The sequence below is a fragment of the Blautia sp. AF19-10LB genome, assembly GCF_003461245.1.
Lineage (GTDB): Bacteria > Bacillota > Clostridia > Lachnospirales > Lachnospiraceae > Blautia_A > Blautia_A intestinihominis.
The window spans coordinates 46,635-59,862 of record NZ_QTWS01000026.1 but is presented as its reverse complement, the minus strand read 5'-3'; the positions used below and the strand labels follow the sequence as shown (position 1 = coordinate 59,862).

The 13,228-nt window shown below is 38.4% G+C and carries 11 protein-coding genes; 10 read left to right on the top strand and 1 reads right to left on the bottom strand.

The annotated features are described in order from the left end of the window. The first annotated feature begins 88 nt into the window (after nucleotides 1-88). Nucleotides 89-520, top strand: a complete 432-nt coding sequence (locus tag DWX28_RS13965; RefSeq protein ID WP_020993285.1) for a winged helix-turn-helix domain-containing protein — start codon at nucleotides 89-91, stop codon at nucleotides 518-520. Between the two features lie 30 nt (nucleotides 521-550). Here DWX28_RS13965 and DWX28_RS13960 read toward each other — a convergent pair whose 3' ends face one another. Beyond that, entirely contained in the window at nucleotides 551-1,594 is a 1,044-nt protein-coding gene (locus DWX28_RS13960; protein ID WP_118253151.1) for a hypothetical protein, read from the bottom strand. 316 nt (nucleotides 1,595-1,910) lie between these two features. Between DWX28_RS13960 and DWX28_RS13955 the strand changes: the two genes are divergently transcribed. The 9 genes from DWX28_RS13955 (at nucleotide 1,911) to DWX28_RS13915 (ending at nucleotide 13,214) form a co-directional block, all read left to right on the top strand. Then, the gene (locus DWX28_RS13955; RefSeq protein WP_008707138.1) at nucleotides 1,911-2,135 is read left to right on the top strand and encodes a helix-turn-helix domain-containing protein; all 225 of its coding nucleotides are present in this window, start codon (nucleotides 1,911-1,913) and stop codon (nucleotides 2,133-2,135) included. A 180-nt stretch (nucleotides 2,136-2,315) separates the two neighbouring features. After that, a complete protein-coding gene (locus DWX28_RS13950) occupies nucleotides 2,316-3,554 on the top strand; it encodes a hypothetical protein (RefSeq protein ID WP_008707136.1) in 1,239 nt (412 codons plus the stop codon). 21 nt (nucleotides 3,555-3,575) lie between these two features. Next, nucleotides 3,576-4,280 carry a CHC2 zinc finger domain-containing protein gene (locus DWX28_RS13945; RefSeq protein ID WP_008707134.1) on the top strand — a complete coding sequence of 235 codons (705 nt, stop codon included), beginning with the start codon at nucleotides 3,576-3,578 and terminating at the stop codon, nucleotides 4,278-4,280. Beyond that, nucleotides 4,189-5,538, top strand: a complete 1,350-nt coding sequence (locus DWX28_RS13940; protein WP_008707132.1) for a virulence-associated E family protein — start codon at nucleotides 4,189-4,191, stop codon at nucleotides 5,536-5,538. The genes DWX28_RS13945 and DWX28_RS13940 overlap by 92 nt, the downstream gene beginning before the upstream one ends. A gap of 307 nt (nucleotides 5,539-5,845) precedes the next feature. Then, nucleotides 5,846-6,022, top strand: a complete 177-nt coding sequence (locus tag DWX28_RS19590) for a hypothetical protein (RefSeq protein ID WP_171030313.1) — start codon at nucleotides 5,846-5,848, stop codon at nucleotides 6,020-6,022. 128 nt (nucleotides 6,023-6,150) lie between these two features. Further along, nucleotides 6,151-7,827, top strand: coding sequence for an RNA-binding domain-containing protein (locus DWX28_RS13935; protein WP_117593511.1), 1,677 nt, complete (start codon nucleotides 6,151-6,153; stop codon nucleotides 7,825-7,827). A gap of 27 nt (nucleotides 7,828-7,854) precedes the next feature. Then, nucleotides 7,855-9,579: a hypothetical protein gene (locus tag DWX28_RS13930; protein ID WP_015541718.1), complete on the top strand. Its 1,725-nt coding sequence runs from the start codon at nucleotides 7,855-7,857 to the stop codon at nucleotides 9,577-9,579. A gap of 119 nt (nucleotides 9,580-9,698) precedes the next feature. Next, complete coding sequence (locus DWX28_RS13925; protein ID WP_442857735.1) at nucleotides 9,699-11,387, top strand: recombinase family protein; 1,689 nt, start codon at nucleotides 9,699-9,701, stop codon at nucleotides 11,385-11,387. 99 nt (nucleotides 11,388-11,486) lie between these two features. After that, nucleotides 11,487-13,214, top strand: coding sequence for a helix-turn-helix domain-containing protein (locus DWX28_RS13915; RefSeq protein ID WP_118253146.1), 1,728 nt, complete (start codon nucleotides 11,487-11,489; stop codon nucleotides 13,212-13,214). Nucleotides 13,215-13,228 lie beyond the last annotated feature (14 nt).

Below are 13,228 nucleotides of genomic sequence, written 5' to 3'. Positions count from 1 at the left end.
ATTCTTTGCGCATTTACAGGTTTTCATATAATTTATTTGAAGTAGCACAATAGGTTAAGTTAGTATTAAATGAAACGAGGACGATTAGGTGGGAAAAATATTGCTGGTATCATTCGAGGGAGCTGAGGAAGATTTGGTAAATTCTGTTATTTCTGTGTTAGATTCCGGCAGAGAGAAATTTCTTTTTCAGGAAATACAATTTCAATCGAAAATATGGCATAAGGGTATAGCGATTGATTTGAAACGGAGAGAAGTCGTTCGTGATAATAGAAAAATAGAATTAACTTACACCGAGTTTGAAATCCTGCAGTTATTAGCACAAAATCCAGGAAGAGTATTTAGTAAAGAACAGATTTATGATATAGTCTGGAAAGAATCCTATTTTGGCGATTACAATATAGTAATGAGCCATATCAGTCATATTCGTGAGAAAATAGAAGATGATCCGGGTAACCCGGTATATATTCAAACCGTCTGGGGTGTAGGATACAAGTTCAATGAGAAGGCAGGCAGCGAGTAAATTCGCTGCCTTTCCTTTACAGGGATGGATTCAGATTTTGCTGAGTTTTAAGATAATATTGCTCTGCTGATACAACCAGTCTGTGAATTCTGTCGGACTGGTTGCTCCTGCCTTTACAGCTTTCTTACGCTGCAGAGCTTCTTTCTTAAAAAGGTCAAACGCATTTTTCATTTCTTCCAGGCGTTCAATCGGAAAATTAGCAGTTTTTTGGGACTTATTGATTTTATTACGCCAATTCTGGCATTCATTTTTATAAAGCAGATCATAGTTATTTTCTCTGGCTCGTTCATCAAACTCCCTTTTGTTTTGAAGTGCCTGTGCTTTACGGCACTTATCACTGCACAGTTCATAACGCTGGCTTTTTGCCAGAAAATATTTTACACAGACTTTGCACTGACGGAAACAAAGGCCCCAGTCATTCAGTCGATTCAAGTAATAAGTGATAAGCGGATAAAAAGAGCTATAGGCAGCTACGCATTCTGTTCTGCGCCTATTATCCGGAAACCAAAGTTCAAGTCGAGTGATTTCAGCAGGAGTGTTGCGGAAATAAAGACTGCCAGTATGAAAACGTTCTGGTTTTCCGGTATCAGAATTAAAATTCATGACATTTTCTGTTTGGAATGCCTGAGTCAAAATTTGGATTTTTTCTATAAAACGATCACAGGCAGTATTACGGTCACGATATTCCCCTGTAACAAGATATTCATTCCAAATACGGAATGTAGCATACATTCTCACCGGATCACCGGTGAGATATTTTTTTGCCAGAAAATCACCAGCAGTCTGTTCCAGTGCAGGCTGTTTCCAACGGTTAGTGTGCAATGCATCACGTAGGGGAGCAAGTCCATATATATTCCAGTTCTTTTCTTTATCATATTCAAAATCTATCAGAAAACGTCCTAGAGGACGTGTTATATCATATATGACATCGTTATCTTTATTTCCGTCCAGTCGAAAACGGATTTGCTGTTCCGTTCCGATTAAAATTCGCTCCTTCATTTTGTCTCTATCCAATGCCAGAACGAAGAGGATGTGGTCGTAGCAAGGTTCTTGCCTTATAAATTGATAAGCCATTTCTATTTGCTCCTGTTTTGTATGGTAATTTTAAAAAATATAATATTAGTTACATTTATGGTATCGCGAAAGTATTGAAAAGTCAAGATGAGATTGATAAGATACGATTGAATGGTAATTTCGTACTATGCAGTGTACTTTGACAACTTTATGACCGTCTAACCTGAGATAAACCGCCATGACCTTCGATAAAAGAAGTGAGCGCATCCGAATGGATGACGTGTTGTATGCCTTGACAGCAGTATGACTCAGGAAACAGGAAAGAGAAAACGGCAATGAGAAGCTAAAAAAATGAGATCAAAAATGGAGGAACAACATGAGTGAAAATAAGAGATTAAACAATTATGATGAACTGCCTCTTGTACTGGATGTGGCTGATATTCAGCGGATTATGGGGATTTCCAGAGTAACGGCTTATGAACTGGTTCATACACCCGGTTTTCCGGCATTTCGAAGCGGCAGATTAATTAAGGTTAGTAAAATTGCTTTTTTCGAATGGATGGCAAAGGGGAATGGAAGGGTGCCGGAGAATAGTAACTAAATCTGGAGCAGAGCGGAGAGCGAAGTCTTTTGTGCAGGTTAAGGGCGGCAGCCATTGCCCAGTGAGTTGATGCGTGCGTCTACTCGTACTGGGTATTACCTGACGCAAATTCACGCAGGTTTGCAGCTTCGCTGCCTTATTTAATTTGGAAAAACGTGAAAAAGGAGGGCAAGAAAATTATTGAAAGCAACAAGACACAATGGACGCTCCGGGAAAAATGGCACTTATAATCCCAGGCATAATGATCGCCGTTTCGACTTGGAAAACAGTGAACATATTGATGCTGGAAGAGTCAGAGAAAATATTTACTGGGACTGTTACCGTGGCTATACCACAATGCAGAACAGGGAAGAAGATTCTCAGGATATCAGTTTTGAGAAAATTGAATGTACTTTTTATCAGGAACATTATGGAAAATATATAGAAGCGCAGAATGAAAGAAATGCAAGAACCCGTCATACAGAGCGTAACCGATCTGTGGAAGATTTACTAAAGAACAATAAAACCTGTCCAGAGGAAACTATTTTTCAAATAGGAACAGTAGAAGAATCTGTTTCCTATGAAATATTACTTGCGGTCGTACAGGACTTTACAAAGCAGTTCACAAATCGGTTCGGTTCTCATGTCCATATTCTGGACTGGGCACTGCATTTGGACGAAGGAACGCCGCACATTCATGAACGTCATGTTTTTGATTGTGAGAATAAGTACGGGGAAATCTGTCCCCAGCAGGAAAAAGCACTGGAAGAATTAGGGATTGCACTTCCAAAACCGGATAAACCTAAAGGCCGCAATAATAATCGAAAGCAGACTTTTGATGCTATTTGCCGGACAATGCTTTTTGATATAACTCGAAAATACGGGTTGCATCTGGAAGAAGAACCGTCTTATGGAGGGCGAGATTATCTTGAAAAGCAGGATTATATCCTGTTTAAGCAAAAGGAACAGATGAAAAACCAGACAGAAATACTGGATACACTTACTTTGAAAATTGAAGAAGTAGAAGCTTTGATCGATGAAGTTTCAGATATTGCTTACGACAAAGCTGTGGAGGTTGTGACGGATGAGGTCAGAGTGGAAACCCATAAAGAAGACATTCGTCTGGTAGAACAGTCAAAGGCGTGGGTGCTTTCCCCTGAGCGCAAGGCTTCCCAAAAAGAAAGAACTTATGCTGTAAGTCGATTGGACGGAGTAATTACCAAAATTACAAAAGCTATGCAGACAGCAGTTAAAACAATCCAGACCACGCTGATAAAACCGGAAGTCAAAAAGGTGAATACCGAACAGATTAAGAAAAAAGCCAGAAGTTCCATTCTGGATAGGCTGGCAAAAGCAAAAATTACTGCGGAACAGGAGAACCGAGAGCGATGGGAACACGAAGGAAGAACTAAATTGGGAAGGAACGATATGGAGTTGTGATGTAAAGAAAAGAGGAAAAGGATGAATATATTTGAAGCAGTTAAACAGTCTGTGACTACCCGGCAGGCTGCAGAAAGCTATGGAATACGGGTAAACAAGAATGGAATGGCGGTCTGTCCATTTCACCGTGACAAGAATCCAAGCATGAAAGTGGACAGGCGTTTTCATTGTTTCGGATGTCAGGCAGATGGGGATGTGATTGATTTTACGGCACACTTGTACAATTTAAAACCAAAAGAGGCGGCAGAGAAATTGGCAAGAGATTTTTCTATACATTATGAGAACATGGGGCACAGCCCGCCACAGAGAAAACAAATCAAACGACAGCTAACACAGGAACAGAGGTATCTGCAGGCAGAAAATAGATATTTCCGTGCACTGGCAGATTACCTGCATTTGTTGAAACAGTGGAAAGAAGAGTGTGCTCCGAAACAGGTGGAAGATGTCTGGCATCCGCTGTTTATGGAGGCATTGGAAAAAATATCAGAAACAGAGTACCTGTTGGATACATTATTATCAGGCACATTAGAAGAACGAGTTGCCGTAGTGGTGGCTCATGGGAAGGAGGTGACAGCGATTGAACAGAGAATTTCAGACTTTATCACCACAGACACGACAGGAATTGTGCGAAGTAATGGATATAATGGAAACGGAGTTGACAGTAGAGGAAATCAGAGAACAACTGGAAATGACACAGAAGGGTGCTGTGAAAAACAATCGGCATAACTGTAAGCTAATTTTAGAACATGATCCTCTGTTAAAAGATGTATTCCGGCACAATATTTTGACTGAGCAGACAGACATTGTAAAACCCGTGTGGTGGGAACGGATAAGCCCGGCATTCACAGATATGGATTTGAACTATATTATGCTTTATTTGGAAGAGACTTACGGTCTGACGATGGATAAGATTGTGCAGAAAAGTATTGTCCATCAGGCAGATCGGAACAAATATCACCCTGTCCGGGATTATTTGAACAGTCTGCAATGGGATGGGCAGGAACGTATCCGCTATGTGCTGCATCATTTTCTTGGTGCACCTGTGGATGAGTTGACCTATGAAAGTATGAAAATGTTTTTGCTGGGAGCTATTGCCCGTGCGTTCCGCCCCGGAATTAAGTTTGAATATATGCTCTGTCTGGTCGGGGGTCAGGGCGTGGGAAAATCTACATTTTTTCGTTTCATGGCAGTAAAGGATGACTGGTTCACTGATGACATCGGCAAACTGGATTCGGAAAAAGTTTATTGTCAGCTTCGTGGTCATTGGATGATTGAAATGTCTGAAATGGTCGCAACGGCACGCTCTAAGAGTATTGAGGAAACAAAGAGCTTTCTGAGCAGGCAGAAAGAGACTTATCGGGATTCTTATGCAGTATATGCTCTTGATCGTCCGAGGCAATGTGTATTTGGAGGAACATCCAATATTAAGCGATTCCTGCCGTTTGACCGTACCGGAAATCGAAGATTCGTTCCGGTTCAGACGAACCGGGCAGAGATGGAGGTTCATATCCTCGAAAATGAGAAGGAATCCAGACAGTATATTGATCAGGTGTGGGCGGAAGCAATGATGTTGTACCGTAATGGAAATTTTAAACTGGCGTTTTCAAAGGAAACAGAAACACAGCTTGATAAACTGCGGCAGGAGTTCATGGCGGATGATACGGAAGCCGGAATGATACAGGCATGGCTGGATGAACATGAAGACAGAAAAGTCTGTTCATTGATGCTTTTTAAAGAGGCACTGGACAATCCTTATGTAAAGCCGAAGAAGGCGGAGACAGACCGCATCTGTGAAATCATGAATACAAGCATTGTGGGTTGGAAACAGGGGACGATGACAAGATTCAAGGATTACGGTACACAGCGTTCGTGGGTATGTGTAAACGAAAACTGTAAACGAGACGCAAAAGACTTAAAAAATGAAAATGACTGGCATCCGATTACTGAGAAGGAAGCCCGGCAGGTGGAGTTACCTTTCCAGTAAAATGCCAGTCAGGTTTACGGTAGTTGGCGTGTTGTTTACACTTTTTTCTATGGATATTGCTTTGACTTGTAGAATTTGTAAACAGTAAACAGATATATAAGAGTAATTTGGTATTGAGGAAAGAAAACTGAAAAAACAAAAAGAATTAGATTTTTTGGAGTTTGTTTACAGCGGTGGTTTACAACAGGGATGCCCCTTTGACCGGCATCTATTTAAGTTGAACAGGAATGGCATTTGGCAGGACTATTTCAAAAAACATTTTCATAGTTATGGACAAAGACATACGGGAGGAGGTGGAAATTCCGCTATGAAAAAGAGAAAACTTAATTATCGATTCCATAATCCAAACACTGCGGAAGTAACCGCCGACTATCTGTTAAAGATATTGATTGAAGCAAATGCAAGTAAGGTGGAACAGGCAATACAAGAAGCAGCGGATGAGCTTCCCAATGAACCAAAACATGATGGAGGGTGTCCTGCGTAGCGCGTGGGATGCCTTTTATTTTTTTGCTATTGCTTGTGTTCTGTCTGAAAATCAGTTAAAATTAGTTCTAGAAAGTCATAGATTAGTCATAGAATTTAGTCATAGAAAATTTTGAAAGGCGGAAGAATATGATATATACGGATAGCCAATTAAAAGAAAAGATTGTTCGCATGATAGAATCTTTTGAAAATGAAGTTGTAGAATTTAAAGAAGCACGCACAAATTATTCGTTTAATGACATTGGTAAATATTTTTCTGCACTTAGCAATGAAGCAAATCTTCGGGGATTACAGGAGGCGTGGCTGATTTTCGGAATTTCGGATGATAAACGATATGTAGGAACGGAATTTCGGAAACAGGGAAGTCTGCAAAGTTTGAAAAAGGAAATCGTAAATGGAACCAATGAACGATTGACATTTCTGGAGATATACGAACTGACAATGGAAAAATGTCGAGTGATAGCATTTCAAATTCCTCCAGCTATTAGGGGGATTCCGACAACATGGCAAGGGGCAGCGTATGCCAGAGAGCATGAATCTATATCACCGCTTCCGATGAATAAAGTAGATCTACTTAGAAGTCAAATAGGAATGGATTGGTCAAAAGAAATTGTAGAAGATGCAACGATAGAAGACTTGGATGAAGAAGCGATTAAAAGAGCAAGAGAACTTTTCTCAAAACGTCAGAGTGATCGAAAAAAAGCACAGGAAGTTTTAAAGAAACTGTCTGATATTGAGGTTTTAAATAAAGCTGGTATTACAATAAAAGGAAAAATCACCAGAACGGCATTATTGTTATTAGGAAAAAGTGAGGCTAAATATTTCTTTGATGGCTTTATTCCTAGAATTACCTGGACACTTTATAATGCAGATAATTCGGTAAAAGCTTATGAACATTTTGATATACCGATGTTAATGGCAGTGGATAAGGTATATTCCAGGATCAGAAATGTAAAGTATCGTTATATTGCCGGACAGCAGACTTTGTTTCCGGATGAAGTAGATCAATATGAACCAGAGCTGATCAAAGAGATTATTAATAACTGTATTGCTCATCAGGACTATCGCTTGCGTGGAAAAATCAACGTAGAGGAATTTGAGGACAGACTGGTATTTATCAATGAGGGGGCTTTTATACCAGAAACTATTGAACAAGCACTGGAACCGGGATATAAACCACCGTATTATCGAAATGTGTTTTTGTGTAACGCAATGGTAAATCTGTATATGATTGATACAAATTCAATGGGAATACCAATGATGTATCAGATACAGCGTGATAAATGCTTCCCATTGCCGACATATGATTTGAACACAATTAATAGAGTTACAGTGACTGTGTACGGAAAGATATTGGATAAGAATTATACTCAGCTTTTATATTCCAATGAAGATTTAGATATGAGAACTGTATTTTTGTTGGATAAAGTTCAGAAACAGGAAGTAGTTTCTAAAGAAAGCTTTAAGGATTTGAAGAAAAAAGGTCTTGTGGAAGGACGTTATCCTAATGTTTTTGTATCTTTCAAGGTGGCAGATATTGTCGGACAGAAAGCTGCTTATGTTCGAAATAAAGGGTTAGATGATGATATTTGCAAGCAGTTAATTATAAAAGCACTTCAGTCAATGGGAGAAGCCAGCAAAAGAGATTTAATGGAAGTACTGGAAAAAGCATTGCCAGAAGTACTTAGCGATGAACAGAAATCGAAGAAGGTTTCTAATTTGTTACAGGCAATGAAAAAGGATGGAATTGTTGTTACAACAGGAACTAATAGGTATGCAAAGTGGTACTTGATAAAAAATGATTGATTTACAAAAATGCGAGGGGGATGAAAAATGAAATATATTACACAAGATTGGACATCTACTAAGGATGGATATTTATTTTTTGTTCAAAGACTACAAGAAATGTTGTTTCATTATTCAGATGATATTGTTAAAGCGCCTGTTCATAATACACAAACATTATTAGAAGAATATGTTGATACTGAAAAAGATGTGGTGAAAGGGAGTATTAAGCAATATCAATTAGATATAATTGCAAAAGAGATTAAGTCGAGTTTAATGACAGACGTTATTGTTCGAGAGTTGTATAAATATGAAGTTATTGAAGAGATGGCAAAATTTTTAGATAAAGATCAAAGAACAGCGGTACATTATATATTCAATAAGATACCAAAGAAAAAGTACTATGAAATATGTTGTAAATACTTGAAAGAAAATTTGTCGGAATCAAACCGTAAAACAGAAATTGAAAAAGGACTTCGTGCTTGGCTTGCTTTTTTGCTATGGCATGGATATTCATCGGAATATATATATAGATTCCTGAGAAATATATTTGAGGAAAGTATAAATGATCCAGAAAAAAAAGCACAGATTTTTTTGAATAGGTTTGATTTTGAAATTGGTAAATACAAAGTGTACTTTGTTTTTTATGAAAAATTAAAGCCATATCAAAAGTTGTTAAATGAAAGATTGCATATTTCGTTTGAAGATGATGGTTGCTTTAAACAGATTAAAAGAAAGCAAAAGTCCTTTATAGGGGTTATGGAAACAAAGGCATATGATAATTATTCAGCAATGAAACGAGCGTATTCTGCATTAGAAATTTTTTTGAGATATTTAGAAGTTTTTTTGAATGATAATATCAGTGTAATAGGTAAAAACGGATTGGTAATTCGACAAGATACCCAAGAGGGAATAATTCTTCCCGTAAAAGCGTTTGGGTATAAAAGTATCAAGCCTGAGCCACGAGAAAATTTTAAAACTGAAATAGATACAATTGTTTTGGGATGCCAAGAAAAAGGAAAGGAAACTTATTCTCAGCTTAATAAGATTGTTGATTTGCATAATGCGGCATTAAATCAACAAGACTTAAATGATGCATTTCTTAATTTGTGGTCAGCGTTGGAGGTTGCAAGTGTTACAGATAGTTCAAAATCCAAAATTGAAAGCGTTACTGATAATATAGTTTCCATTCTACAAAATGACTATTTCGAATGCATATTTTCTAATATACTTGACGATTTGAAAAATAATTTAGGTAATCGAAAAGTAAGTTTGTTGCTTAAAGATATAACAGAATTCGATAAAGAGATTTGTAAAATCGCAGGCTTTATATTTCTTGAAAAATATGAGAAATATCGAGAAGATTATTTTGCGAATGAGCTTAAGTATTATCCCAATATACGTTATAAAATATATAACTTATATGAACAAAGAGAAAATCGCGAAAAATTATGGCATCTTTCCGAAAAGTATTGTCAAAGAATTGAATGGCATCTTTATCGCTTATATAGGCTTAGAAATGCTATTGTTCATGCAGGGGAAAGCCATAAACGAATACAAATGTTAGGAGAACATTTGCATATCTATGTGGATCGTGTAATTCTTGAGTTGATGGTTAAATTAGCAAAAGATAAATGCCTTGGGACGATACAAGATGTTTTTACAGATACATATTTGTTATTGAATAAAAAGAAAAAAAATTTAAAAGAACCAGGTAATGTTGATGAACAATCCATTATGCTATTGTTAGAAAATTTTTTTATCGAAGAGTAATGCATATAAGGAATATTCTGAAGAAAGGGTATTCCTTATTTTGCTATTTACAATTACATTTTAGATGGTACAATAAAGTTGTAACAGAACGACTTAAATATAACAGAAAGGTATTAGATATGAATATAGCTGCTTATTGTCGTGTCTCCACTGATAAAGCTGATCAGCTCAACAGTCTGGAAGCTCAAAAGCAATTTTTCTCTGAGTACACCCAGCGTACTGGTGACAACTTAGTTAGATTATATGCAGATGAGGGTATTTCAGGCACGAAAATAAAAAATCGAAAAGAATTTTTACGCATGATGGCTGATGCTGAACATGGACTATTTGATATGGTAGTAGTAAAGGACATCTCTCGCTTTGCCAGAAATACTGTAGACCTTCTGCAGAATGTCCGCAAACTGAAAGCATTAGGAATCGAGACACAGTTTTTGACGGCCAACATGACCAGCATGGGAAACAGTGAATTTGTTCTGACAATCTTCGGTGCATTGGCGCAGGAAGAAAGTGCCAATACTTCAAAGCGTGTGAAATTCGGCAAGAAAATGAATGCTGAAAAAGGACGAGTTCCGAATATTGTGTACGGATATGATAAAACCATTGGAGATTACTTTAATTTGGCAATCAACGAGGAAGAAGCAGCTGTTATCAGGCAGATTTATAAATGGTATATCGAAGAAGGATATGGTGCCGCCAAGATTGCAAACATGCTGAATGCGAAAGGCATCCGAACAAAGCGTAATTGTCAGTGGAGCCAGAATGCGACGTGCCGGATTTTAACGAATGAACTTTATACCGGAAAAATTATCAATGGAAAGCAGGAAGTAACTGACTTCCTGACCGGACAGAGAACGGAAAAAGATGAAACGGAGTGGATGGTAACAGAACGTCCGGAACTGCGGATTATTGAGCCGGAAATGTATGAAAAGGCACAGGAGATTTTGGAGTGCAGAAGCAAGACTTTTAAATTAACAAAGGAACGGCAGAGCAATAAGTATTTGTTTTCTACTCTGATTAAATGTAAGGAATGTGGCTGGTCATTTCGACGAACTGTTCGTACTTATAAGAATACTTATATTCGCTGGGTATGTTCCGGTCATAATGGACGTGGGGCGGATAGCTGCCCGAATGCTCAGACAGTGGACGAGGAAGAGTTGATTGAAGTTCTGTCCGAATACTTTTCCGAGCTGCTGAAAGCAAAGAAAAATGTAATTCGTCACGTAACAGGCGAATTCCAGAGGGTTTACAAAGCCAAGGATGAGAACCTGAATTACGAAAAGGAATTGAACGCACAGCTTCACAAGCTTCAAAAAATGCGTCAGAAATACATGGATATGTACACCGATGACCTCATTACACGTGAGGAACTGAATGAAAAAATCGGCGGCACAAAACAGGAAATCGAGCGTCTGGAGAATGAGTTGAAAATGGTTGCTTATCACCTGACAAAAGGTGAACAACTGGAAACAATCTTGAATCGCACGTTTAAAGAGATTGAAGATATTTCCGATGTTCACCAGATGACCAATGCACAGCTTAAACGGATTATCCAGAAAATTGAAGTAGACAAGGATGGTAACGTAGATATTTACTTACGAATCTTCGGTGATTTAGGCTTAGATGAAACCGTTCTAATTAGTGACAACCAAACACAAAGACTGTGCAGAACGTCTCAGAATGATCAATCCATCCCTGGCAATGGAAGTGAGGAAGGTCCTCGATGTAAACAAGCAGGAGCGTCATATCCGTGGGGGACTTGCTACGAAGGAAAAGTATCTGCATATGGTGAGATAATGTTGCGTATATAGAAATATTTGTACTAAATATAAGCGTGGTTTATATTTTTATACTATAATGCACCATAAAATAACAAAAGTGCAAAAAAGCATTGGCAGGAAGGTACACTTATGATGTTTCATGAAGAACTGAGAAAGAGCCTGGACGAAATGAACTGTACACAGAAAGAACTTGCTGAGGCGGGAAATCTGCCGGCCAGTACGGTAAATCGCTATGTTTCAGGAAAAAGAGTTCCGGAGCAGAGAAGTGAACAGTTAGAAAAAATACTCGATGGGTTGCAGATTTTAAGTAACAGAAAAAAATATACTGGATTTTCCAGAGAAAACTTTTATAAGATACTTGAGAAGCAGCTGGAAATAACTTCATTTGACTATGAGAGATTTCGCAAAAATCTGAATATGCTGATCGATACGCTTGAGATCAAAGTCAGCAAGATGACAAAGGAGCTGTATTACGAACCTTCCTATATTCAGAGAATCAAGAGCGGACAGAGGCGACCGGCAGATCCGGAGGATTTTGCAGGAAAGGTCGCGGCATATATTCTGGAACATCATATTGCGGACCGTACAGGGATCCGGCAGTTACTGGGAGTTGAGAAGGATAAGATCAGAAACGATGAAGAAGCTGTAAAAGCACTGGAGGAATGGCTGTGCACCGGAGAAGATCCACTGGTTGATCCGACAGATATATTTTTACGAAAAATAGATGAGTTTGATCTGAATGAATGCCTGCATAAGATTGATAAATCGGGAGAGTCCTATGTGACCCTCCCTTTTACGACACGAAAAATATATTATGGAAAAGAAGGAATGATGAAGGCAGAAATGAATTTTATCAGGCTGACGCTGGCTTCGGAATCTATGGAGCCGTCAATTCATTACAGCGATATGCCTGTTGAAAATATCTTCGGAAATCCGGAATTTTGTAATCGATGGATCGAGGGGCTTATGCTTCTGCAGAAAAAAGGTTTGAAACTGGTAGTTATCCATAATATGAGCAGATCGCTCCATGAACTTCTTCTTGGGATGGAAAAATGGATTCCGGTTTATATGGCGGGACAGATGGAGTCTTATTGTCTTTATCAGAGCCGGAGAAATAATTTTTGTAACGGGATCAGAGTTTCAGGTGCAGTTGCGCTGCGCGAAGGTGCGGTCAGGGGCTTCGATGAAGACAGCAAATACTATGTGACAGAAAAGAAAGAGGAAGTGGCTTATTACAATAAACAGATCCGAAATCTGATCTCAAGGGCAAATGTCCTGATGAAAGTGTACAGAGAAGAAAATAAACAGGAATTTTCCAGGTTTCTGCTGGAAGATCAGAAGGAGCAGGGAAAACGGAGAAATATCCTTCCGTCACTGCCCTTATACACAATGTCAGAAGCGACTTTAGATGAGATCATTTCCGAAAACTATTTTTCTTCTGAATTTATAAGAGAGCTGAAGTATTATTATCTGAACCAGAAAACAAGGGTGGAAGATATTTTGAAACACAGTGAAATGGAAAATGAAGTTGCCGTGCAGGAGGAGACGAATATTCAATTCTGTTTTATCCCGCTGGCAGGTATCTTTGGCGGTCAGGAATTATGGTATTCTGCAGATTTATACAAAAAACATCTTGAAGAAACGAGAAATTTTGCTGCCAGCCATACAAATTATATTCTGATCGAAAATTCTGCACCAAAATTCAGAAATCTTCAGGTATCCATTATGGATGAAAATTGGATTATGCTTTCCAAAACAAAAAATCCAACGATCCACTTTGTGATCCAGGAACCAAAACTCTGTAAAACTGTGTGGAAAATGATAGAGAAACGAAAGGCAAAAGAGAGTAGAGAATAAGACAAAAGCAGCTG

Excerpts from the sequence above, each read along its gene's own strand:
- DWX28_RS13945 (WP_008707134.1), top strand. The coding sequence starts at position 3,576 with ATGAATATATTTGAAGCAGTTAAACAGTCTGTGACTACCCGGCAGGCT.
- DWX28_RS13955 (WP_008707138.1), top strand. The coding sequence starts at position 1,911 with ATGAGTGAAAATAAGAGATTAAACAATTATGATGAACTGCCTCTTGTA.
- DWX28_RS19590 (WP_171030313.1), top strand. The coding sequence starts at position 5,846 with ATGAAAAAGAGAAAACTTAATTATCGATTCCATAATCCAAACACTGCG.
- DWX28_RS13925 (WP_442857735.1), top strand. The coding sequence starts at position 9,699 with ATGAATATAGCTGCTTATTGTCGTGTCTCCACTGATAAAGCTGATCAG.
- DWX28_RS13915 (WP_118253146.1), top strand. The coding sequence starts at position 11,487 with ATGATGTTTCATGAAGAACTGAGAAAGAGCCTGGACGAAATGAACTGT.
- DWX28_RS13935 (WP_117593511.1), top strand. The coding sequence starts at position 6,151 with ATGATATATACGGATAGCCAATTAAAAGAAAAGATTGTTCGCATGATA.
- DWX28_RS13960 (WP_118253151.1), bottom strand. The coding sequence starts at position 1,594 with ATGGCTTATCAATTTATAAGGCAAGAACCTTGCTACGACCACATCCTC.
- DWX28_RS13940 (WP_008707132.1), top strand. The coding sequence starts at position 4,189 with ATGGATATAATGGAAACGGAGTTGACAGTAGAGGAAATCAGAGAACAA.
- DWX28_RS13930 (WP_015541718.1), top strand. The coding sequence starts at position 7,855 with ATGAAATATATTACACAAGATTGGACATCTACTAAGGATGGATATTTA.